The sequence below is a fragment of the Mycobacterium sp. genome (assembly GCF_052144515.1).
Taxonomy (GTDB): Bacteria; Actinomycetota; Actinomycetes; order Mycobacteriales; family Mycobacteriaceae; genus Mycobacterium.
In genome coordinates this window covers 20,189-44,710 of sequence record NZ_JBKQQD010000423.1, presented here as the reverse complement: position 1 = coordinate 44,710, position 24,522 = coordinate 20,189, and the positions used below count along the sequence as shown (strand labels likewise).

The window sequence follows — 24,522 nt, the reverse complement described above, 5'->3', positions numbered from 1 at the left end:
GGACGCCAGCGACGCGACCGATCGACCCGGCCTGCTGACCTCGATGATCGCCGACGAGATCCGGGCGGTGCTGCGCTCGAGCGATCCGATTGACCATGATCGGCCCGTGGAGTCGCTCGGCCTGGACTCACTGATGGGCCTCGAACTGCGGAACAGACTGGAAACAAACCTGGGCACGACATTGCCGGCCGCCCTGGTGTGGGCATACCCGACAATCACCGATCTCGCGGCCGCGTTGTGTGAACGACTAGGCTATGAGCCTTCCGAGCCGTTGTCTGGCGCGCCGAAGACTTCCGATGCGCAACCCTCGCTGTCCGATGAGGAGATGGAACTGCTGTCCGATCTGGTCGAAGCCAGCGAACTGGAAGCCGCGACGGGCGGCGGTGAGTCATGACGAACCTGGCCGAACGCGCGGCGCAATTGTCGCCGAAGGCGCGAGAGGTCCTCGCTCGTGAGCTTGTTCGTGCGGGGACGGCGTTTCCGACCGATATCGCCGAGCCGGTGGCGGTAGTCGGGATCGGTTGTCGCTTGCCGGGCAATGTGTCTGGGCCGGATGGCTTTTGGGAGCTGCTGGTCGACGGTAAGGACGCCGTCGGCGAAGTGCCGGGCGACCGGTGGGACGCGGATGAGTTCTACGACCCCGATCCGTCGGCACCGGGGCGGATGACGACGAAATGGGGTGGTTTCGTTCCCGACGCCGCCGGGTTCGACGCCGACTTCTTCGGTATCCCGCCTCGCGAAGCCGTAGCGATGGATCCGCAGCACAGGATGCTGCTCGAGGTCGCCTGGGAAGCACTCGAACATGCCGGCATTCCACCGGATTCCCTGAGCGGCAGCCGAACCGCCGCGGTGATGGGGTTGTCGTCGTGGGACTACACGATCATCAACGTCGAGCGTAATGCCGAGATCGACGCGTACCTGAGCACCGGAAACCCGCACTGCGCGGCGGTGGGGCGGATCTCGTATCTGTTGGGGCTGCGTGGCCCGGCGGTGGCCGTGGATACCGCGTGTTCGTCGTCGTTGGTGGCGGTTCACCTGGCCTGTCAAAGCCTGCGATTGCGGGAAAGCGACATGGTACTGGCGGGCGGGGTGCAGCTCACGCTGTCACCGTTCACCGGCATTGCGTTGTCCAAGTGGTCGGCGCTGTCGCCGACGGGCCGGTGCAAGACATTCGATGCCATGGCCGACGGGTTTGTGCGCGGCGAGGGGTGCGGGGTGGTGGTGCTCAAGCGGCTGGCCGACGCGGTGCGCGACCAGGATCAGGTGCTGGCGGTGGTCCGCGGTTCGGCGGTCAACCAGGACGGTCGCTCCAACGGGATGACCGCCCCGAATGCGTCGGCGCAGCGTGACGTGATCACCACGGCACTGCGGGGCGCAGATGTCACCGCCGACAGCGTGAACTATGTCGAGACCCACGGCACCGGAACGGTGCTGGGCGATCCGATCGAGTTCGAGGCGTTGGCGGCCACGTACGGCCGTGGGGCGGGCGCATGCGCGCTGGGGTCGGTCAAGACCAACATCGGTCATCTGGAGGCGGCGGCCGGGATCGCGGGGTTCATCAAAGCGGTGCTGGCGGTGCAGCGTGGACGGATTCCACCGAATTTGCATTTCTCGCGCTGGAACCCGGCCATCGATGCATCATCGACTCGGCTGTTCGTGCCGACCCAGTGCGCAACGTGGCCCGCCGCGGGGGGTTCGCGCCGGGCAGCTGTGTCGTCGTTCGGCCTAAGCGGGACGAATGCGCATGTGGTGATCGAGCAGGGTCCAGATCCGGTGTCCGTGTCTGACGGGGAGCCGCAGCCGGCGTCTGATCCGGCGGTGTCAACGTTGGTGGTGTCGGGTAAGACGAAGCAGCGGTTGGCGGCGACGGCCTCGGTCCTGGCCGATTGGATGGAAGGCCCCGGCGCCGACGTGGCGCTGGCTGATGTGGCGCACACGCTCAACCATCACCGGGCCCGGCAGGCCAAGTTCGCCACGGTGGCCGCCGTTGATCGAGGCCAGGCTGTGGCGGGGTTGCGTGCGCTGGCCGCCGGTGAGCCCGCCCCGGGCGCGGTGGGCCGCCATGAGGGCGCGGTCGGGCCGGGCACGGTATTCGTCTACTCGGGTCGGGGGTCGCAGTGGGCGGGAATGGGCCGCCAGCTGCTCGCCGACGAGCCCGCATTCGCCGCCGCGATCGCCGAACTGGAGCCGGTATTCGTGGCCGAGGCAGGGTTTTCGCTACACGACGTGATCGCCACCGGAAAGCCGCTGGAAGGCATCGAGCACATCCAGCTGGGTGTGATCGGGATGCAGCTGGCGCTAACCGCGCTATGGCGTTCCTACGGGGTGACGCCCGATCTCGTGATAGGCCATTCCGTGGGAGAAGTGGCCGCCGCGGTGGTGGCCGGTGCGCTAACACCCGCCGAAGGGTTGCGGGTGACCGCGACCCGGTCGCGGCTGATGGCACCGTTGTCCGGACAAGGCGCCATGGCATTGCTCGAGCTCGACGCCACCGCCACCGAGGCGCTGATTGCCGACCATCCACAGGTCACATTGGCGATCTATGCCTCACCACGTCAAACGGTGATCGCCGGCCCAACCCCGATGATCGAAGACCTCATCGAAAAGGTGCGCGCAGAGAGCCACTTCGCCAGCCGAGTCAACATCGAAGTGGCCCCGCACAATCCAGCCATGGACGCCCTGCAACCCTTGATGCGGTCGGAACTGGCCGATCTCACCCCGCGGCCACCGACCATTCCGATCATCTCCACCACCTATGAAGACCTCGAAAACCGCCCGGCATTCGACGCCGAGCATTGGGCCACCAACATGCGCAACCCGGTGCGGTTTCAACAGGCGATCGCCGCCGCCGGGACGGATCACCACACCTTCATCGAGATCAGCGCGCATCCATTGTTGACCCACGCCATCAGCGACACTCTGGCCGCGTGCCAGCAGAGCGCCCAAGACGAGGTCAATTGCACTACCGATTACAGTTCCGGTTACTTAAGCATCGGCACCCTGCAACGCGATGCTCACGACACCCTGACCTTCCACACCAACCTCAACACCGCCCACACCACCCACCCACCCCAAACCCCCCACCCCCCTGGACCACACCCCGTTCTGCCGACCACCCCCTGGCAGCACATCCATCACTGGATCTCCACCACAACCGCCCCGCACCATAGGGCAAACACCCACCCGCTACTTGGCATCGGTGTCACCGACCCCACTAACGGCACCCGGATATGGGAATGCGAGCTCGGCCCGGATCTGCTGTGGCTCGGGGATCATGTGATCGACGATGTCTGCGTGCTGCCGGGGTCGGCCTACGCCGAGGTTGCGCTAGCGGCAGCGACCGATGCATTCAGGGGCTCAGAAGGCCTAGAAGATCGGCCTTGGATGATCCGCGAGCTTAGTCTTCATCAGTTGCTGCCCGTCACCGACGGCACCGTTCTTGTCACGACGCTCACCGGGGATGAGCAGACGTGTCACATCGAAATGCGCACCCACAACGCTGCTTCGGGCTGGATCAAACACGCCACCGCTACGGTTGCGCGCGAGACAGCGTCCAATTACGAGGTATTGCGACCGGCGGTCGACGACGTGGCGGCCGAACTCGACCCCAACGATCTGTATCAGCGGCTGCGCGGCGCCGGGCAACAACACGGACCGGCGTTTCGCGGAATCGTCGGGCTCACCGTCGCGCAGTGTGGTGCCGCCCGCGCAGAAGTGCGGCTACCCTCTTCGGCCAGGACGGGTTCCCGCAACTTTGTGTTGCACCCCGTAATGATGGATATCGCAGTGCAGGCACTCGGTGCCACCCGGGTGGCGACCGACCTGGCCGGAGGCCAGACGGCCCGCCAGATCCTCGTGCTGCCAGTACGTTTCGCGGGCATCCACGTGTACGGCAACGTATCCGACGGTGTCTGCTCGATTGGCTCACTCGCCGCCACCGGTAGTCCGGATCGGCTCATTGGCCAAGTCACACTGACTGATCCGCATGGCCAACCGCTGCTCGTCATCGATGAAGTGGAGATGGCGGTGCTTGGGTCAGGCGGCGGCGCAACGGAACTCACCAGCCGCCTGTTCACGGTGGAGTGGGAGCCTGCACCCCTCGACAAAGCGGCCGATGCTCTCGACAGCTTGTTGTTGATTGGTGACCTCGCTGCGGGCGACCCGCTGCTGCCTGCGCTGCAGTCGTCACTGAGCGACGGCATCGGCGAAGTCGAGGTGGTGTCCCCGACCGACGCAGCGAAGCTGCGCGCAGCGATCACCCGAAGCGATATCGGGTGGGACGGCATCGTCGTGCTCTGTCCGCCACGAGCCGTCGATGAGTCGCTGCCGGACCACGCTCAACTGGACCTGGCGCAGGCACGCACGCTGCTGATCGCAGACATAGCAAAGACTCTGACGCGAATGGGTGCCCGGAACAGCCCGCGGCTGTGGATCGTCACCCGCGGCGCACAACAGCTCGATCCTGGTGATCAAGTCACGTTGACACAGACGCAGCTTCGTGGAATCGCGCGAGTGCTGACATTCGAGCATCCGGAACTGAAGACCACAATCGTCGACGTCGAGGCCGACGGCGCCGGCTCACTTGCCACCCTGACGGAGGAGTTGCTCGCCGGTTCGGACCACGATGAAATCGCCCTCCGCGATCGACAACGGTATGTCAACCGGCTGGTGCCCGCGCCCACCGCGGCAACCGGTGATCTTGTCCTCGAATCTCGCCCCACCGTCGTGAACCTGGACGGCGCGGGCGCTGTGCGGCTGCAGATCGATCAACCCGGACGACTGGATGCGCTGAGAGTGCACGCGGTGAAGCGGATTCCGCCCGGAGCCGATCAGGTGGAGGTTCGCGTCGTCGCCGCGGGCCTCAACTTCAGCGACGTGCTCAAAGCGATGGGCGTGTATCCCGGACTTGACGGTGCCGCGCCCGTGATCGGTGGCGAGTGCGTCGGTTTTGTGACGGCTGTCGGCGCAGGCGTTGACTCGGTCGAGATCGGGCAGCGCGTCATCGCCTTCGGCCCCGGCACATTCGGCTCCCACCTGACAACACTTGCAGACCTCGTCGTCGCCGTTCCCGACACGCTGCCGGATCGTGAGGCGGCCACATTCGGCATCGCGTATCTGACCGCCTGGCACTCGCTGTGCGAGGTCGGGCGGCTGTCGCCCGGCGAACGCGTGCTCATCCATTCCGCCACCGGCGGTGTCGGACTGGCGGCAGTTTCGATCGCCAAGATGATCGGCGCCCGCATCTACACCACGGCCGGCTCGGATGCCAAACGCGAAATGCTGTCCGGGCTTGGTATCGAGTACGTCGGCAACTCACGAAGCGTGGAATTCGCCGATGAAATACTCGACATCACAGACGGCTACGGCGTGGATGTCATTCTCAATTCGCTACCGGGCGAAGCGATTCAGCGCGGAGTAAAGATACTTGCTCCTGGTGGTCGGTTCATCGAACTAGGCAAGAAGGACGTCCATGCCGATGTCAACTTGGGATTGGCCGCACTGGCGAAAAGCGCGTCCTTCGCCGTCGTCGACCTCGATTTGAATCTGAAACTGCAACCGGCGCGGTACGCCCATCTTCTGCAACACATCCTCGGGCACGTGTCGGACGGCAAACTGCAGGTACTTCCCGTCACCGAGTTCAGCCTCCACGATGCGGCCGACGCTTTTCGGCTGATGGCCTCCGGTAGGCACACCGGCAAGATCGTCGTCTCGATACCTGTCGACGGCAGCATCGAAGCTATGGCGTCGCCGCCACCGCAACCACTGGTAAGCCGGGACGGCGGATACCTCATCGTGGGCGGCATGGGCGGTCTCGGTTTCGTCGTCGCACAGTGGCTGGCGCAGCAAGGCGCGGGATTGATTGTCCTGAACGGGCGTTCGGCTCCCAGCGACGACGTTCGGGCGGCTATCGCAGAGATGAACGCCGCGGGTAGCCGGGTCGAGGTGGTCACCGGCGACATCGCCGAACCCGGCACGGCCGATCGGCTGGTGGCGGCGGTCGAAAACGCCGGTTTCCGGTTGGCCGGAGTCCTGCACAGCGCAATGGTTCTGGATGATGAGATTGTGCTGAATATGTCGGATTCGGCCGCGCGGCGCGTGTTCACTCCGAAAGTCACCGGCAGCTGGCGGCTTCATCAGGCCACCGCCCACTTAGACGTCGATTGGTGGTTGGCATTCTCGTCGGCAGCCTCCCTGCTGGGCGCGCCCGGCCAGGGAGCGTATGCCGCCGCGAACTCGTGGGTCGATGGCCTTGTCGCCTGTAGGCGCTCCCTTGGACTTCCCGCGGTCGGGATCAACTGGGGCCCATGGGCCGAGGTGGGCCGTGCCCAGTTCTTCGCCGATCTCGGCGTCTCGATGATCACGGTCGAGCAGGGGCTGGCGGCAATGCAGCTGGTGCTGTCAGCCGATCGGGCGCATACCGGTGTGTTCAGCCTCGACGCCCGGCAGTGGTTCCAATCCTTTCCCGCCGCAGCGGGTTCGTCATTGTTTGCGAAGTTGCATGACTCGACAAGACTAGAGCGGCGCGGCGGCGGCGCGCTGCGTGCGGAATTGGATGCCAGCGACGCAGGCGAGCGCCCAGGCCGCCTCGCAGCCGCGATCGCCAACGAAATCCGGGCGGTGCTGCGCTCCACCGAGCCGATTGGCCAGAATTGGCCTATAGAGTCGCTTGGTCTGGACTCGCTGATGGGCCTCGAATTGCGAAATCGGCTGGAAGCAAGTCTGGACATCACGTTGCCGGTCGCTCTGGTATGGGCGCACCCGACAATCACCGATCTCGCGGCCGCACTGTGTGAACGACTGGACTATCCGCAGCCGGCCGACACACAGCAGAACCAAGCTCCCAAGCGAGGCGAGATGGTTCGCGACCGAGCCCAGCAGCGCGCGGCGGCGCGCCACGAAGCCGCGATGCGGCGAAAGCGAGGACAACAGGAGTGAGCACGGACACGATGCCCAGCAACGCGATCGCGGTCGTCGGGATGGCCGGCAGATTTCCCGGCGCCGACTCCGTGTCGGCATTCTGGGACAACCTTCGGCGTGGCGAGGAGTCGATCGTCACCCTGTCAGGGCAGGAGCTCCAGGCCGCCGGAATCGGCGAGAAGACCCTGGCGAATCCGGCATATGTCCGCCGTGCGCCGATCCTCAGCGGCGTCGACGAGTTCGACGCCGACTTCTTCGGGTTACCGCCGCAGGCCGCTCGGACGCTGGATCCGCAACACCGGCTGTTCATGCAGTGCGCGTGGCATGCCTTGCAGGACGCCGGCTGTGACCCCGCGCGGTTCGACGGCTCGATCGGGGTTTACGGAAGCAGCTCCGGCAGCGGCTATCTCCTGCACAACCTGCTGTCGCACCATGATCCGAATTCCATCTTCTCGCAGGGCGCCAACTTCGAGCTGATCGGACTGTCGCTGCAGAATGACAAGGATTATCTGGCAACGCGGGTGTCACATCAGTTCAATCTGCGCGGCCCGAGCATCGGGGTGCAAACCGCGTGCTCGTCGTCGCTGGTCGCGGTGCACCTGGCCTGTCTGAGCCTGCTCAGTGGTGAATGCGACATGGCCCTGGCGGGTGGGGTATCGCTGCGCATCCCGCACCACGTCGGTTACTTTCACGAACCGGGATCGGTTGTTTCGCCGCTCGGCTATTGTCGGCCCTTCGATGTCCGAGCCGATGGCACCGTCTTCGGCAGCGGAGTCGCCATTGTCGTCCTCAAACCGTTGCAAGCTGCCGTCGACGACGGGGACCGGATTCATGCCGTCATACGGGGGTCGGCGACCAACAACGACGGATCCATGAAAATGGGGTACGCAGCCCCCAATCCAGTCGCTCAGGCCGATGTGATCGCCGAGGCACACGCGGTGTCGGGCATCGATTCGTCGACCGTGAGCTACGTCGAGACGCACGGCACCGGCACGCCGCTCGGTGACCCTATCGAAGTCGACGGCCTACGAACGGCATTCGGCGTGTCCCGGCAAGCCAGGCCAGGCCCGTGCGTCCTCGGATCGGTCAAGTCCAACATCGGCCACCTCGAGGTGGCGTCGGGCATCGCGGGTCTGATCAAAACGATCCTGTGCCTGAAGAATCAGGCCATTCCGGCTACGTTGCACTTCACGAGTCCGAACCCGGAGCTGCGTCTCGATCAGTCTCCGTTCGTCGTGCGAGCCGAGTACGGCCCGTGGGAGTGGGACGGAGTCCGTCGCGCCGGGGTCAGCTCGTTCGGGGTGGGGGGCACCAACGCCCACGTCGTCGTCGAGGAGGCGCCGGCAGTTGCGGCGCGCGCCAGGCAGCCCGGCCCCCAGGTGCTGCTGCTGTCGGCGGCAACGGCTGCGGCGCTGGCGGAATCGCGGTCTGCCCTGGCCGCCGCGTTGGCCGGTCCAGACGAGCCGGACATGTCCGACGTCGCGGGCACGCTCGCCGGCCGACGCAAACACAAAGTACGGATGGCGGCCGTCGTCAACGACCGGCAGCAGGCGGTCACGGTGTTGCGGGCGTCCGAGCACGACAATGTTTTCGTCGGCGAATCCGTAGAGGGTGCCGAAAAGGGTGAATCATCCTCGGACCGAATCGTTTTCCTGTTTCCCGGACAGGGAGCTCAGTACGCCGGCATGGCACAGGGGCTCTACGAAACCGAGCCCGTTTTCGCCGAGCAGTTCAATACCTGCGCCGTGGGATTCGGCGACGAGCTGGGCTTCGACCTGCGCGCCGAGGTGTTCGGCGGGGACGCGGCGAACCTGGAGCGCACCGATCGCTCCCAACCCGCGCTGTTCGCGGTGGAATACGCGCTCGCGAAGTTGATCGCCGCCTACGGCGTACGCGCCGGGGCATTGGCCGGACACAGCATCGGCGAATACGTGGCGGCCACTCTGGCGGGGGTATTCGACCTCGAGACAGCGATCAAAGCGGTCTCGATGCGTGCGCGCCTGATGCATGCCTCACCGCCGGGGGCAATGGTGGCGGTGGCACTGAGCCCCGACGACCTCGCCGACCACCTTTCACCCGGGGTGGACATCGCCGCGGTGAACGATCCCGGCAGCTGTGTGGTCGCCGGGTCGGAGGAGCAGATTCGGGCGTTCAGCGGACGCCTTCGCGAGCATGGGATAACCGCTCGACGGGTGCGCACGTCGCACGGGTTCCATTCCAGTTCGATGGATCCCGTGCTGCCCGAATTCCAGGACTTCCTTTCCGCGTTCGAGCTGCACGATCCGCACACACCCTTGCTTGCCAACGTCACCGGAACGTGGATGTCGGCACGGGAGGCAACCGACCCAGCGGCATGGGCGCGCCAGATACGCGCCACAGTCAGGTTCGCTGACGAACTCGACGTGCTGCTGACCGATCCGCGTCGCATCCTGGTCGAGGTTGGTCCCGGCGGCAGCCTGACTGGCTCGGCGATGCGGCACCCGAAGTGGTCAAGCGGGCACCGCGCCGTTCGGCTCGTGCGCCACCCGGTTCAGAGCATCAATGACCGGGACGCCTTCCTGCTCGCGCTCGGCCAACTGTGGTCGGCCGGGGTGGAGGTCGACTGGACACCCCTGCACTCAGCACGGCCGCGGATCGTTTCCCTGCCCGGCTATCCGTTTGCCCACCAACGGCATTGGGTAGATCCGAAGCCCACCGTCTGGGCGGACGCTCCCAACGGCGCCAACGGCGTGCCGGTCGCGTCCTCGGATGGAGCGGCCGCCGATTCGCGGGTGGCTCAGAACGGGCAGTCGCACACCGAGGCGACATTGCAGCGCATCTGGGTGCAATGCTTGGGCATCAACTCGATCGACCGCAACGACAACTTCTTCGAGCTCGGCGGCGATTCCCTGATCGCCATCGGCATCGCTTCGCGCGCCGCCAACGAAGGGCTGGACATCAGGCCGCAGCATCTGTACGACCATCCGACCGTGGCCGCCCTGGCGGCCGCGACCGACGCCGAATATGCACAAGGCGGGTTGGCCCAACCACCCGATGCCGCGATGCACTCGGCGGTTCCGCCGAATATCGCCTACTTTCTCGAACGGGGGGTGCGCGAGGCGGGACGCTGGCGGCTTCCGCTGATCCTGCGGCTCGACCCCAGCGTGGGCCCCGAGGACGCCCGAGCCGTGCTGACCGCGCTGGCCAACCACCACGACGCGTTGCGCCTGCGGGTCGTCGACCACGCCGGAACATGGGAGCAGCACATCGCACCGCCCCAGGAATTCGACCGGCTGTCCTGCAGGTCACTTCCCGACGACGTCGATCCGGCAAGTGAATCCGGACGGGCAGCGGTTATGAACATCCTGACCGAGCTCAGTGCCGGACAAGATCTCTCGACCACCCCGCTGGCTGCCGGCTACATCGCCGGTGCCAAAGGCGGCACCTGCTATCTGGCCCTTAGTGTGCACGAGATGGTCCTCGACAACGCATCGCGAGAAATCCTGGTCACCGACATCCTGACCGCCTTCGCCCAACGACTGGCGGGCGAGGACATCGCGCTGCAACCGGCAACCACCTCGTGGCGCGAGTGGTCACTGCGATGCGGGGGCCTTGCGACGCATCCGGCGGTCCTCGACACTCGCGACTTCTGGCTGGAGAACTCGAGAAAGGCCACCCTGCGGCTGGCCGATCCCGAAATCACGCAACCACCCCGATGCGAGAATCTGACACGGCTGTCGTCGATTCTGACGAGCGAACAGACATCCGAGGTCGACGACGCTCGGCGCAGGCTTGGGCCGTCGATCGAGGAGATTCTGCTCGCAGCGCTGAGCGCGACGATCGCCCGGACAATCGGCGATGGCGTGGTCGCGGTAGACATGGAGGGGCCCGGCCGCTCGGTGCTGCGGCCAGACGTCGACTTGCGAAAAACCATGGGCCGGTTCGCCACGATCTACCCGGTCCCGTTGCCGTGCGGGATCGCCGGAGGTGCGATCCAGCTGTTGGCGACCGTCCGCGACACCCTCAAGTCCGTTCCGCACTACGGGATCGGGTACGGATTGTTACGGCATGTCTACGCGCCCACCGCACGGCTGCTCGGCGCCGAAGCCCCCTCGGATATCCACTTCCGGTACGAGGGTGTCATCCCTGAGCTGCCGTCGGTTGACGCGCCTGTGCAGTTCGACTCCGACACGACGATGCCGGTGCGTGAGACGCTTCCCGGCCTGGGCCATGCCGTCGAATTGCGGGTGTATCGCTGCTCCGGCGTGCTGCACCTGGATTGGTGGTATGACACCCGCCGACTCCAGCGCGCAACGGTGGAGGCGTTGATGGCCGGCTTCCCGGTCGCACTCAGCGAGCTGATCAAAGAGGCTATCGCCGCAAGCCATGATGAAACGGGCGCGGCCACAGACGACTTGGCTCTGGTGGACTTGTCGACGTTCGACGGGTGAGGAGAACCAGATGAGCAATTCCGATAAGGCTGTGGTGGTCGACCGGATTCGCAAGACGTTCGGTGAGGTTGTGGCCCTGGATGACATTAGTTTTGACATCGGTCGCGGTGAGGTGATCGGTCTGCTCGGCCCGAACGGGGCGGGCAAGACGACGATCGTGGACATCTTGTCGACGCTCAGCCGGCCGGACCGCGGTCGTGCGACCGTGGCCGGCTATGACGTCGTTTCCGAACCGGCTGGTGTGCGCCGGTCGATCATGCTCACCGGCCAGCATGCGGCCATCGATGACATGCTGACCGGTTACGAAAACCTGGTGATGTTCGGTCGTTTATTCGGGTTGAGTAAGTCTGCGGCGCGCGCCCGGGCCAGCGAGCTCATCGGTGAATTCGATCTGGTGGATGCCGGAAATCGGCGAGTGGGCACCTACTCGGGCGGGATGCGCCGACGGATAGATATCGCGTGCGGTTTGGTGGTCCAGCCTCAGGTGGTGTTCTTGGACGAGCCCACCACCGGGCTGGATCCGCGGAGCAGGCAGGGTATTTGGGATCTGGTTGCCGGCTTCAAGAGCGCGGGCATAGCCACGTTGCTGACCACGCAGTATCTCGAGGAAGCCGATGAGCTCAGTGATCGGATCATCGTGATCGATCACGGATCGGTCATCGCGGAGGGAACGGCTGATGAGCTCAAGGCACGCACAGGTGGCAGTTTCTGCGAAATCGTTCCACGGCATCTCAACGATCTGCCGGCGATCGCCGATGCGCTCGGCTCGCTGTTGCCGGAGAAGAACAGGGCTGCCCTGACATCGGAATCGGAACGGATCGCGCTGCCGGCGCCGCGTGGTGCCAACACACTGGTCGAGGCCGTGTGGCGGCTGGCGGCGGCCAATATCGAGGTGGCCGATGTTGGGCTGCGGCGTCCGTCCCTGGATGACGTATTCCTTGCGTTGACCGAGGATTCCAGCGCGTCGCGCGCTCCGGTTACCGAGGTGATGCAGTGACTGCCGCGACGCCGGCGCGGTCACGTCCGTCGACGTTCGCGCAATGGTGGGTGCTCACCGTGCGCTTCATCATACCGACCCTGCGCAACGGTGAGCTTGCCCTCACGATCGCGTCTTCGGTGGTTTTCACGGCCGGCTTGTACATCCCGCTGAGCCACGTGATGGGTACTGCCACCAAGGGCTTCAGCAGCAGCTACGCGCAGTACATCATGCCGTTGATCGCGCTTCAGGCGGTCACGTTCGCCGCCATGTCGACAGCGTTTCGGGCGGCGACCGACTCGTTGCAGGGCCTCAATCGCCGGTTCAGGTCCATGCCGATGGCCCCGCTGACGCCGGTGGCCGCCCGTATCTCAGCTGCGGTGTACCGCTGCTCGGTTGCTTTGGCGGTGGCACTGATCTGCGGCCACGTGATCGGGTTCCGGTTTTATCGCGGCGCCGAATATATCACCGGATTTTGCGTGTTGGTGATCGTCGTCGGGGCGGTGATGTCATTCGGCGCGGACCTGGCCGGCACCGGTAGCCGGAACCCGGAGGCGATGACGCCGTTATTGATCCTGCCGCCGCTGATTTTCGGGCTCCTGTCTGTCGGTGTCCAACCGGTGCAGCAGTTTCCCCATTGGATTCAGCCCATTGTGCGCAACCAGCCGATTTCCCAGTTCGTCGACGCCATGCGTGTTCTGGGCGGCGACACCACGCCGGCTGCGGGATCGGTTACCTGGTCGGTGATGATGCCGACGCTGGCGTGGTTGTCCGGGTTGGCGGTGGTCCTGGTGCCGGTGTCGGCTATCGTGCTGTCCAAGCGGCAATGATGTCTCTCGTGTGTGAGGAAGCCACGCATCTGCGTGCAGACGAGCCGCGCCACGAGAATTCGGTGCGGGTGCTGGTTCCGCAGACCCTGGTGCAGACGCAGCGGATACTGGTGCGGTGGGCCCGCGATCCCACTACTGCCCTCTTGGCGCTGGTGCTGCCCATTTGTTTCCTGTTGACGTTGAACGTTGTTCTTGGCCAACAGATTTCACAAATCACCGGACACAGCGCACTGTACGGTACCGTTCCGATGAACGCGCTCGCCGCTGCCATCCATGGATCGGCGACCGGGGCGATCGGCCTCATCGGGGAGCGCACCGACGGTTTGCTTTCCCGGCTATGGGTACTGCCCGTGCACCGTGCCTCGGGTGTGCTCTCGCGGATCATCGCCGAGGTGGTTCGGATCGTGGTCACGACCCTGGTGATATTGGGTGTGGGCGTGATGCTGGGTTTCCGGTTCGAGCAGGGAGTGCTCGCGAGCCTGGCATGGTTGGTGGTTCCGGTGATATTCGGAGTGGCGTGGGCATCCCTCATCACAACAGTCGCGTTGCACTCGGCGAAAACATTCCTGCTCGAGGCGGTTACGCTCGTGCACGTACTCGCGGTTGTCTTCTCCACCGGTTTCCTGCCGGTGGACCAATATCCTCGCTGGATTCAGCCGGTGGTCGCGCATCAGCCGATGAGCTACGCCATTGAGACGATGCGCGGATTATCGGTGGGTGGTCCGGTGCAATCGCCGATGATCGCAACGCTGCTGTGGGCCATCGGCATCGCCGCTGCCTGCGCAATGCCGATGGTGTTCGGCTATCGCCGGGCCAGCATGCGTTGACCAAGTATTGAAAGAGGGAGTCTGACGATGTTTCCCGGATCGGTGATCCGCAAGCTGGCGCACAGCGAGGAAGTGTTCGCGCATAACGAGACGTATTTCGCGTTGACGGTGCAGATGAGTGGCAGAGTGGACGTCAACGCGATGTCAGACGCCTTCGACGCGCTCTTGCAGGCCCACCCGATCTTTGTCGGTCATCTCGAGCAAGGACCCGATGGGCGCCACCAGATCGTTGCCGAAGACCTGCTCCACCCTGGGATATGGATAGTCGACGAGGACAACGAGGCTTCCTCGGGAACCGCCGGAATGCAACTCGATCAGAGCCTGTCCCTGATGAATCTGCGGTTGACTCTCAGCGGGCAACGGGCCGAGCTGACCCTTTATGTCCACCACAGCCTGGCCGACGCTCACCATGTGTTCGGACTTCTCGAAGAGTTCTTTTCGCACTACACGGACGTGGTGACCACTGGCAGTGTCGGTCCGGTAACCCCACAGCCCGCGCCTGAACCGCTGGAGGTGGTGCTGGAGCAGCGTGGCGTCGAGAAAAAGCAGCGGTCGGGTCTCGAGCGTTTGTTCCGGGCGATGTTCGCCTACGAGCTACCTCCAGCCAACGGGTCAATCGTTGTCGCCAAATCTGATAAGCCTCAGATTATTCCGGCTGCCAGGTGCCGGTTCACCGCGCAGGAGACAGCAGAGCTCGTCGAGTTCGGCCGTACCCATCATCTCAGCCTCAACTCGCTGGTAGCCGCGGCCATCCTGCTGGCCGAGTGGGAACTCCGCAATACTCCGCACATCCCGATTCCCTACCTTTATCCCGTCGATTTGCGTTACTTCCTCTCGCCCCCGGTGAGTATGACCGGCAGCACCAACCCGCAGGGGGTCGCAACCTATCTCGCCGACATCGGGCCCGATACCGACATCGTCGACCTCGCCCGCGACATCATCGCCACTTTTCGAACCGACTTGTCCGACGGTGTGATCCAGCAGGCGCTACTGCACTTCAGCCTTCAATACGAAGGAACTCCTGCCGGGCTGCCCCCGATGGTCCTGTGCACGGACGCCGGTGAGATCCCCGTGGTACGCGTACCTGCGGGTTTGGAGCTGGTGGACTTTCAGAGCGAATTGCACGCCCTCTACCGCGCCCCCGTCGACGTCTACAGCTGCGGAACCTTTGCCCAACGACTGTTCATCGAGCACCACGCGCACGTGGCGGGGCGGGAACGGTCCCTGGAGGCGATCCGTTCGATACTGTGCTCTTTGCCCACGGACGACGGCTGGGAATCTGAGTGATCGGCCGGATCATCGACCCTTCAGAGCTTCTGGATCGACGACCGGGGTTAGGCGGGGTCGGCGAGCAGGCTGGTGAAGTTTTGTGCACCGGGTGCTAGCGCTACGCTACCGAGAGGGCGACTGCGTGAGTGGCCATTCACAGCTTTTTGAGTCCGCGCAGGACCCTTACGTGTGGCAGGCTTGACGCCAAACTCTTGCCTAGGCGCGGCCTAAGCAGGCTGCCGTTGATAACCAGTAGGTATCGGACGCCTTGATCGCGCCATTCCGCTACTTGGTCGATGACTTCGCCGGGTGTCCCGTGGAAAAAGTATTCCTTCATAAGTGAAGCTGGGACTTTCGCTGCGTATGACAAGGCCGTCTGTTTGTCGATGATTTGTGGGCTCAAATCCTGTACGCCGGAGAAGTCGGCTCCCAGTGGATGCTGAACGCCGTGGCGTGCCCAGGCTTCTGCCGGAAGAGCAAGCGCCGACGCTTTCATGATGACAGAGTCCAACGCCTCATCCACGTCGTCGCGATTCCGGCCGCTGACCACGGTACGCAGCACGGCAGGGGTGATCGACATCGGGTCACGACCGGCGTCGGACGCCGCAACGCGTGCGGCTTCGAGTGCGCGGGCGTAATCGCTGGGACGAGACACAACAAAGGGAACCCAGGCGTCCGCATAGCGTCCAGTGACCCGCAGCATCCGCGGACCGTGGGCCGCGACCCAGATTTCGGGCCATTTGCCCCGGTATGGCGGCAGGTCGAAAACGGCGTTATGTAGGGGAAAGTATGGCGATTCACGCGAGACAAGCTCCCCGTCCGAATCCCACAACGTGCGAATTGTGGCCAGGGCTTCTTCGAACCGTGCCACTGGCTTGGACCATTCCACGCCATAGGGCTCGTTGCCTTCACGTTCCCCGACTCCGATACCAAGGATGGCTCGGCCTCGGGTAAGCAGATGCAGAGTCGCGGCGGCCTGCGCCGTGACCGCTGGATTGCGGCGACCGGCGTCGGTCACGCACACGCCAAGTCGCAGGCGGCGGAGCCGGTTCCGCGCGGCGAGATATCCAAGCATCGTCCACGCTTCCAGGTTGGCGTCAATCTTGGGCACCAGTTTCGCCCCAACGCCGAGATGTTCCGGTGTCGCGATCGAGCGCGGCACCAGCGAGTTCAGGTGGTCGCCCACCCAATACGATTCGGCGCCCGTCGCTGCGGCAGCCAGGGAACTAAGCCGAGGCAGCAGGCTAGGCGAAAAGCGCGAGTTCACGATCGCATCGACGATGCCGAAACGAAATCCGTTAATACTTACCGCCCGAATACCACGCTCATGATCAACGTCATTGATGGGACGCTAGCACCCCATCACTTCGCCCCTGATGGTGGACAGCTGACTGCTGGGACTGGCAATCGGTTCGTTTTCGATGACCTGATGTAAGACTGTGTTCACCCTTGTGGAACCTCATCTGGCTGCCCCCGACCGGACCGTTCATGTTTCGTGCCTGCCATACTGGCCCGATGGCCAGCAGTCCCCATATGCGCCTCCTCTACCGCCTGGGATCGACCCCGGCCTACAAAAAACTCTGGAGGTACTGGTACCCACTCCTGACACGCGGGCTCTCTGAAAACCAAGTTTTGTTCATCAACTGGGCCTATGAGGAGGATCCGCCGATGGCCTTGCCGCTGGAGGCGTCTGACGAGCCCAACCGAACCTCCATCCAGCTCTACCACCGCACGGCGACCCAGGCGGATCTCAGCGGTAAACGGGTGCTTGAGGTCAGTTGCGGTCACGGCGGCGGAGCCTCATACCTCGTGCGCACCTTGCGCCCGGCCTCCTACACGGGGCTGGACCTGAACCCGGCCGGCATCGCGTTTTGCCAAAAAACACATAATCTGCCCGGTTTGGATTTCGTGCAGGGCGACGCTGAGAACCTGCCCTTCGACGACCAATCCTTCGACGTGTTGCTCAATGTCGAAGCCTCGCACTGCTACCCTCGGTTTTCGCGCTTTCTGGCCGAGGTGGCGCGCGTGCTGCGCCCGGGGGGGTATTTCTTATACTGCGATCTCCGCCCTAGCGTCCGTGTCGCCGAGTGGGAGGCGGACTTGGCCAACGCCCCAATGCGGCAGCTTTCGCAGCGGGTCATCAACGCGGAGGTTCTGCGCGGCCTGGAGAAAAATTCGGAGCGGTCACAGAACCTGGTCGATCGCCATATGCCGGCCTTCCTACGCATCGTCGGCCGTGAATTCGCAGGCGTGAATGGCTCGTCGTTATACCAAGGACTGCAAAACGGGGACGTGTCATACCGGATGTACTGCTTTACCAAGGATTGAGAGCGAAGCGACCAGACGCCGAGGCCGGGGGCCACTCGTCCAACTGCTCGAGTAGTGCCGGTCGCATGAGCCCGGCCAAGCGGGAGTTCGACATTATCCAACTGTCGGGCCTCTGGATCGGCGGATTTGTACCGGGTCCCTATAACTCCCGGATTGTCCGGCCTAGCAATGCATTACAGGACTGGCCTATGGCCAGCGGTTCCGCTACTCCGAAATGATGAGTGTGGGAACGTCGTTCGCGGCCAATCGCCTCCGTGGCTGTCACCGCCGCTGTGAAGGGCGTCTTTGGTTTGGGCAACAGGTACTTCAGGCGATTGCCCCGACGATTGGTGGAGCGCATCACGCCGACGCCGGGCACCGGTCCGAGCGGGGCGACACGGGAGCGCGGGCACTACACGATCGAGACGTACACCACCGCGACGACGACCGGTGCCCGCTACCGCGCGACTTTCGCCGGGCGACGCTTACAACGCGACGGCGGTGCTGCTCGGGGAGAGTGGTCTGGCGCTGGCGCTCGATCGCGATCGGCTCTCCGAGTTGCGCGGGGTGCTCACTCCCGCCGCGGCGATGGGCGATGCGCTTTTGGCGCGGCTTCCGGCCGCGGGGGTGTCCATGGGGACGATCCGGCTGAACTGAAACCGGCGCCTCTCACGGTGCCATTGGCTAGCCTTCTTCGGCCGCCAGCATCTCCGAAAGGTGCAGGCCCAAAGCACGCGCGGTGTTATAGGTCGCAATGGCCTTGGGCGTGATGCGGATACCGGTCTCGGCTTCGATGCGGGTCCGCAGTTCGAGGTTGCCCAGCGAGTCCAGTCCGTGGTCGGCGAACGGGCGGTCAGGGTCGACCGCGCGACGCAGGATCAGGCCGATCTGCTCGGCCACCAGACGCCGCAGCCGGGCGGGCCATTCGTCCTGCGACAGCGTCCGCAGTTCGGCACGCAGCGTGGAGCTTTCGGCCGCGTGGTGGTCTCCGGCGGCTTGGAACGCTTCGGCGAACGGGCTGCGCGCAACCAGCGCGGCCAGCCACGGTGCCCCCGTCGTCGGAACGTAGCCGGTGTAGCCACGGTCGTAACGCAACACTTCCTCGAACGCGTGCGCGCCCTCTTCCGGAGTGATCATCGTGGTCCGGCCGCCTTCCGCCAGGAAGGTGGCCCGGCCGATTTCGCCCCACGCCCCCCACGCGATCGCGCTGGCCGGTAGGCCCTGGCCGCGGCGCCATTGGGTGAAGGCGTCCAGCCAGCTGCAGGCAGCGGCGTACGCCCCCTGACCGGGCGAGCCGAACAGCGCCGCCACCGAGGAGAACGAACAGAACCAGTCCAGTGGCTGTCCGGCAGTCGCCTGGTGCAGGTGCCACACGCCGTAGACCTTGGGCGCCCAGTCCCGGTCGATCAGCTCGTCGGTGATGTTGGCAAGGACCGCGTCCTCGACCACCGCGGCGGCATGCAGCACGCCGCGCAGCGGAAGCCCGGTTGCGGTGGCCGCGGCCACCACCCGGGCCGCGGTTTCGGCCTCGGCGATGTTGCCGCTCTCCACGACAATGTCGGCCCCGGTGGCGCGGATACGCTCAATGGCCTGCCGCGCCTTCGGAGTTGGGGTGGAGCGGGCGGTCAGCACGATCCGTCCGCAGCCCGCCTTGGCCATCTCGGTCGCCAGAAACAGTCCCAACCCGCCCAGACCGCCGGTCACGATGTACGCGCCGTCGTCGTGGAAGACCGGAGCCTGCTCGGGCGGCACCACCGCGCGGCTCTCCCCGGTGTGAGGCACCGTGAGCACCAGCTTGCCGGTGTGCTCGGCGCCGCTCATCACCCGGATCGCGGTAGCGGCCTCGGACAGCGGGTATTCGGTGATGGTCGGCAGGGGTAGGTCACCATCCGCGACCCGCTGATACACCGTGCGCAGCAGCTCCTGCAGGCGCCGCGGGTGCGTCTCCGATAGCAGGGCCAGGTCGACGGCATAGAAGGTGAGGTTGCGGCGGAACGGGAACAGGCCAAGCCGGGTGTCGCCGTAGATGTCGCGCTTGCCGATCTCGACGAAGCGCCCGCCGTAGGCCAGTAGGTTCAGCCCGGCGCGCTGCGCCGCACCGGTCAGCGAGTTGAGCACGACGTCAACGCCATACCCGTCGGTGTCGCGCCGAATCTGCTCGGCGAACTCGGTGCTGCGCGAGTCGTAGACGTGCTCAATACCCATGTCGCGCAATACAGCTCGGCGCTCCGGGCTGCCGGCCGTGGCGAAGATCTCGGCACCCACCAGGCGGGCGATCGCTATCGCGGCCTGGCCGACGCCGCCGGTACCCGAGTGGATCAACACCTTGTCCTCGGCCGTCATCCCGGCCAGGTCGCACAGCCCATACCAGGCGGTGCCGTAACCCGTTGCCGCAGAGGCCGCCTGGACTGCGGTCAGGCCGTCCGGCAACGGGGCGACCAGCCTGGCGTCACAGGTGACGAAGGTGCCCCAGCAGCCGTTGGCGTAGCCGGAGAAGCCGCCCACCCGGTCGCCGACCGTAAGGTGGCCGACGTCGGCGCCGACCCGGCTGACCACGCCGCCCAAATCGAATCCCAGCTGGTGTGGCCGGCCTTCCAGGTCGGGGTAACGGCCCAGGGCGGCAAGGACGTCCAGGAAGTTGAGGGTGGAGGCGTCGATCGCGATCTCCACCTCGCCCGGTCCCGGCGCCTTGCGTTGCAGGGCAATGAATTCCAGTGTCCGCAGGTCGCCGGGATGGCGGACCGTAACGCGCATCCGATCGGATTCGTGTTTGACCGTGGTGACCCGGCGTTCGTCGGGACCCAGCGGCGTGCAGCGCAGCCGTGCGGTGTACCAGTGCCCGCCGCGCCAGGCGGTTTCGTCTTCTGGCGAACCGGACAGCAGCTCCTGGGCCACCTGATCGATATCAGCGTCTTCCTCGATGTCGATCTGGGTGGTGCCCAGCTGGGGGTTCTCCGCGCCGACCACCCGCAGCAGCCCACGAAGTCCGGCCTGTACCAGATTGGGCCGGTCATCTGGGACAACGACCTGGGCCCGCCTGCTCACGACATACAGCCGCGGCGGGTTGGCCGACATTTCGGGCAGATCGCGAATCATGCGCACTACATGACGCACCTGTTCACGGCCCTGCAAAAGACCCTGTTCGTCCGGGTCGCCAACGGGCGGCGGGCAGACGATCACCACGCCTTCCAGACCGCCGCGCACCGCGGCACCCAGCTGTTCGGCGTTGGCCAGATGGTCGGCCTGCTCCGGCCAGTTGAGGGCTGTGCATTGTGCACCAAGAGATTTCAGCGCATCCGTCAGCCTGGACTCCAGCAGGTCGGTCTCGGCGGTGTTGATCAGCAACCAACCTCCGAAGGCCCGCTCCGGCACCGGCGGCAGCGTCTGCTGCTGCCAGTCGACGGTCAGCAGCCGCTCGGCCATCAGCTGGTCGGTCCCCCCGCCGCTGCTGCCCATCCGCAGGCCCTCGACGGCCAGCAGAACCGCGCCGTTCTCGTCCAGCAGGTCCAGGTCAGCCTCGAACGTCGACCCGCTCGCCGCGGTGAGCCGCAGGTGGCAGTACCTTGTAGCGCGCGTCGGGGCGTAACGGCGCAGCCTCTTGATGCTCAGGGGCAGCAGCACCCCACCATCGGCGGCAGCCACCGTCGGGTGCGCCATCACCGACTGGAAGCAGGCATCCAACAAGGCGGGATGCACCCCGTAGCCGGCCTGCTGCGACCGCACCCCGCTGGGCAACCCGACCTCGGCGACGACGCTGGGGCCCTTACCGTCGGCAGTGCGCGCCGACACGAGACCGGTGAAGGTGGGGCCATACTGAATCCCGCGCTCCCCGAACGATTGCCGCAATGCGGCGCCTTCCGTCTGCTGCGGGTGGGTGGCCAGCAGGGCGGCAACGTCCCGCCGCTGCGGCGCCTCGTCATCGGCCGCGCGCAACACTGCGGCCGCTCGCCGGGTGCGCTCCCCTTCGCGATCGGTCTCCACGACGAAGTCGACGACCCCGGCGTCCTCCACCGATGCCACCGCGCTCACCGATGTCTCGTCGTCCAGCATCAGCATCTGCTCGAAGCGAACGTCACGCACCTCGGAGTCCGGCCCCAGCACCACCGCCGCAGACGCCAGCGCCATCTCGCAGAAGCCGGCCCCCGGAAAGACCGGCACCCCGTTCACCTGGTGGTCGGCCAGCCAGGGCAGGGCCGCGGTGCCGATGTCGCCCTGCCAGGCGTGGCGCTCGGGCTCCTCGGGCAACCGGACGTGCGCACCCAGCAGCGGGTGCACCGGCACCGTGGATTCTCCGTGCGCCCGTGAGCCGTCGGCCTCGACCAGGAGGCGCTGGTGGGTCCACGTCGGCAGCGGGGCATCGATAAGACACCCGCCGGGATACAACACCGAGAAGTCGATCGCGGCGCCCGCGCCGTAAAGGTCCGCCAGGAAGCCGAGCAATCCGTAGGGCACCGGCTGCTCGCGCCGCATGCCGGCCAGGGCCGCGACGGTGATGTCGGCCGCGGTGGCGGTTTGCTCCACCGCGCGGGTCAGCAGCGGGTGCGGCGAGGGCTCGCCGAACACGCGGTGGCCGTCGTCCAGGGCAGCCTGCACCGCGGCCGCGAACTTCACCGACTGGCGCAGGTTGTCCACCCAGTAGCCGGCGTCGAAGGTCGGCCGGGTGCGCGGATCGTCAAGCGTCGCAGAGTAATACGTCACCTTCGGCGGCGTCGGCCGCAGGTCCGCGAGTTGCTGGGCCAGGTCGGCGAGGATCGGATCGACCTGAGAGGAGTGCGACGCGACGTCCACGGCCACCTCGCGGGCCATCACCTCACGTGCCTCCCACTCCGCGACCAATTCGCGCACCGTTTGGGTGGCGCCACCGATGACGGTGGAATTCGGTGAGGCGATCACCGAGACCACCACGTCGCTGACGCCTCGGGCGGCCAGTTCATCGCGCACCTGCTGGGCGGGCAGTTCCACCGAGGCCATCGCGCCCGCGCCCGCGATGCGAGACATCAACTTGGAGCGCCGGCAGATCACCTTGGCCCCGTCCTCCAGCGACAACGCCCCGGCGACGACGGCCGCAGAGGCCTCGCCGAGCGAATGCCCGATGACCGCGCCGGGCTGCACACCGTAGGCCCGCATGGCGGTGGCCAGCGCGACCTGGAAGGTGAACAGTGTCGGTTGCACCCGGTCGATACCGGTCACGGTTTCCGGCGCCGACATCGCGTCGGTGACCGAAAAGCCGGATTCCCGGGCGATCAGCGGCTCCGCCTCGGCGACGGTTGCGGCGAACACCGGCTCGGTGGCCAGCAGCTCGGCTCCCATGGCCGCCCACTGCGAACCCTGACCCGAGAAAATCCACACCGGTCCTCGGTCGTCATGACCCGCCGCCGGGGCATATGGGGTCTCGCCGTCGGTGAGTTCGCGCAGCCCGGCGGTCAGCTCTTCGAGGTTTTCCGCAATCAGCGCGGTGCGGACCGTTCGGCGCCCACGGCGGCGCGCCAAGGTGTAGGCCAGGTCCGGTGCGGGCACGTCGCCTTTGTTCTTTTCCAGCCATTCGGCCAACCGCTGGGCGGTCCTGCGGAGCTCGTCAGCAGAAGTCGACGACAGCGGGAACAGCAGCGGCCCGGCCACCTCAGCGGTGGCGGCCCCCGTCTCGGGAGCTTGTTCAAGGACGGCGTGCACGTTGGTCCCGGACATCCCGAACGACGTGACCCCGGCCCGTCGCGGCCCGTCGCCCTTGTCGGGCCACCGGGTGACCTCCTGCGGCACGAACAGCCCGGTTTCCATTTGCTGCAGCTCGTCGGGCAGCCGGGTAAAGTGCACCATCGGCGGCACCAGCCCGTGCTGCAGCCCGAGGACGGCTTTGATCAGCCCGATGGCGCCAGCCGCCCCCTCGGTGTGCCCCAAGTTGCTCTTTGCCGATCCCAGCGCGACGCGATTCCCGTTGGCGCCGTAAACCTCGGTCAGGCTGGTGAACTCGAGCGGGTCGCCGACCGGGGTTCCGGTGCCGTGCGCCTCCACCATGCCGACGCTGGCCGGGTCTACGCCTGCCACCTCCAACGCCGCCCTGTACACCGCGGCCTGCGCGTCCGACGACGGCGTCGTGATGGTCTCGGAACGGCCGTCCTGGTTGGCCGCCGTGCCGCGCACCACGGCGAGAATCCGGTCGCCGTCGCGCACAGCATCGGGGAGTCGCTTGTGCAAGACCACACCGCAACCCTCCGACCGCACAAATCCGTCGGCGGCGACGTCGAAGGTATGGCAGCGACCGGTGGGCGACAGCATGCCCTGCGCAGAGGCGGCGGCGGAAACACGCGATTCCAGCAACGCCATGGCGGCTCCGGCCAGGGCGAGGTCGCTCTCGCCCCTGTCCAAGCTCTGGCACGCCATGTGCAGGGCCACCAGGCCGGAAGAACATGAGGTGTCGACGGTGATCGCCGGACCCAGCAGTCCCAGCCCGTAGGCGATCCGTCCGGAGGCCATGCTGAACGGCGTCCCGGTGAAGCCGTAGGCGTCGTCCAGCGCGCCGGCGTCGGTGGTCAGCACGGTGTAGTCGTGGTGGCACAGCCCCACGAACACGCCGGTGCGGGAGCCGGTCAAACTCGGCGGCGCGATGCCAGCATGCTCGATCGCTTCCCAGGAGGTCTCCAGCAACAACCGGTGCTGGGGGTCGATGGCGGTCGCCTCGCGTTCCCCGAAGCCGAAGAACGCAGCGTCGAATCCGCCGATGTTGTCGATGAAGCCGCCCCACCGCGACACCGACCGGCCCTGTACCCCCCGCTCAGGGTCGTAGTGGTCCTCTACGTCCCACCGGTCGGCGGGAATCTCGGTAACCAGGTCGTCGCCCTGTAGCAACGCCTGCCAAAAATCGTCGGGCGAGTCGATCCCCCCGGGAAGGCGGCATCCCATTCCGATAACCGCAATGGGAGTAACACGTGATTCCATCGCCGCTCAAACCTCGTCTCAGCTCAACCTGT

10 protein-coding genes and 1 pseudogene are annotated in these 24,522 nt (G+C 65.7%); 9 read left to right on the top strand and 2 right to left on the bottom strand.

All coding sequences use genetic code 11. The features are described from left to right. The 7 genes from ACLP9N_RS28500 to ACLP9N_RS28470 all read left to right on the top strand — a co-directional run. On the top strand, positions 1–394 hold a 394-nt coding region (locus ACLP9N_RS28500), incomplete at its 5' end, for an acyl carrier protein (RefSeq protein ID WP_442410500.1). Further along, entirely contained in the window at positions 391–6,936 is a 6,546-nt protein-coding gene (locus ACLP9N_RS28495) for a type I polyketide synthase (RefSeq protein WP_442410499.1), read from the top strand. The genes ACLP9N_RS28500 and ACLP9N_RS28495, both read left to right, overlap by 4 nt. An 11-nt stretch (positions 6,937–6,947) precedes the next feature. Further along, on the top strand, positions 6,948–11,348 hold the full coding sequence (locus tag ACLP9N_RS28490; protein WP_442410504.1) for a type I polyketide synthase: 4,401 nt from the start codon (positions 6,948–6,950) through the stop codon (positions 11,346–11,348). Between the two features lie 10 nt (positions 11,349–11,358). Next, positions 11,359–12,345, top strand: coding sequence for an ATP-binding cassette domain-containing protein (locus ACLP9N_RS28485; RefSeq protein WP_442410498.1), 987 nt, complete (start codon positions 11,359–11,361; stop codon positions 12,343–12,345). Next, positions 12,342–13,154 (top strand): ABC transporter permease, encoded by an 813-nt coding sequence (locus ACLP9N_RS28480; RefSeq protein WP_442410497.1) that lies wholly within the window; start codon positions 12,342–12,344, stop codon positions 13,152–13,154. The genes ACLP9N_RS28485 and ACLP9N_RS28480 overlap by 4 nt, the downstream gene beginning before the upstream one ends. Then, positions 13,151–13,981, top strand: coding sequence for an ABC transporter permease (locus ACLP9N_RS28475; protein ID WP_442410496.1), 831 nt, complete (start codon positions 13,151–13,153; stop codon positions 13,979–13,981). The genes ACLP9N_RS28480 and ACLP9N_RS28475 overlap by 4 nt, the downstream gene beginning before the upstream one ends. A gap of 27 nt (positions 13,982–14,008) precedes the next feature. Then, positions 14,009–15,268 (top strand): phthiocerol/phthiodiolone dimycocerosyl transferase, encoded by a 1,260-nt coding sequence (locus ACLP9N_RS28470; protein ID WP_442410495.1) that lies wholly within the window; start codon positions 14,009–14,011, stop codon positions 15,266–15,268. Between the two features lie 136 nt (positions 15,269–15,404). On the opposite strand, the gene ACLP9N_RS28465 is transcribed toward ACLP9N_RS28470, so the two are convergent. After that, a complete protein-coding gene (locus ACLP9N_RS28465) occupies positions 15,405–16,553 on the bottom strand; it encodes an LLM class flavin-dependent oxidoreductase (RefSeq protein WP_442410503.1) in 1,149 nt (382 codons plus the stop codon). A 212-nt stretch (positions 16,554–16,765) separates the two neighbouring features. Here ACLP9N_RS28465 and ACLP9N_RS28460 point away from each other — a divergent pair, with 212 nt between their 5' ends. Together ACLP9N_RS28460 and ACLP9N_RS28455 are read left to right on the top strand one after the other, a co-directional pair. Further along, positions 16,766–17,578: a phthiotriol/phenolphthiotriol dimycocerosates methyltransferase gene (locus ACLP9N_RS28460; protein ID WP_442410494.1), complete on the top strand. Its 813-nt coding sequence runs from the start codon at positions 16,766–16,768 to the stop codon at positions 17,576–17,578. Positions 17,579–17,676: 98 nt separating this feature from the next. Beyond that, positions 17,677–18,214, top strand: a pseudogene (locus ACLP9N_RS28455) (enoyl-ACP reductase); the annotation flags it as partial. A gap of 27 nt (positions 18,215–18,241) precedes the next feature. On the opposite strand, the gene pks2 reads toward ACLP9N_RS28455, so the two are convergent. Continuing rightward, positions 18,242–24,490 carry a sulfolipid-1 biosynthesis phthioceranic/hydroxyphthioceranic acid synthase gene (gene pks2, locus ACLP9N_RS28450; protein ID WP_442410493.1) on the bottom strand — a complete coding sequence of 2,083 codons (6,249 nt, stop codon included), beginning with the start codon at positions 24,488–24,490 and terminating at the stop codon, positions 18,242–18,244. Positions 24,491–24,522: the final 32 nt, after the last annotated feature.

What these genes read in the sequence shown, in the direction of transcription:
- ACLP9N_RS28485 (WP_442410498.1), top strand. Translation starts at nt 11,359, where the DNA reads ATGAGCAATTCCGATAAGGCTGTGGTGGTCGACCGGATTCGCAAGACG.
- ACLP9N_RS28495 (WP_442410499.1), top strand. Translation starts at nt 391, where the DNA reads ATGACGAACCTGGCCGAACGCGCGGCGCAATTGTCGCCGAAGGCGCGA.
- ACLP9N_RS28490 (WP_442410504.1), top strand. Translation starts at nt 6,948, where the DNA reads ATGCCCAGCAACGCGATCGCGGTCGTCGGGATGGCCGGCAGATTTCCC.
- ACLP9N_RS28460 (WP_442410494.1), top strand. Translation starts at nt 16,766, where the DNA reads ATGGCCAGCAGTCCCCATATGCGCCTCCTCTACCGCCTGGGATCGACC.
- ACLP9N_RS28470 (WP_442410495.1), top strand. Translation starts at nt 14,009, where the DNA reads ATGTTTCCCGGATCGGTGATCCGCAAGCTGGCGCACAGCGAGGAAGTG.
- pks2 (WP_442410493.1), bottom strand. Translation starts at nt 24,490, where the DNA reads ATGGAATCACGTGTTACTCCCATTGCGGTTATCGGAATGGGATGCCGC.
- ACLP9N_RS28475 (WP_442410496.1), top strand. Translation starts at nt 13,151, where the DNA reads ATGATGTCTCTCGTGTGTGAGGAAGCCACGCATCTGCGTGCAGACGAG.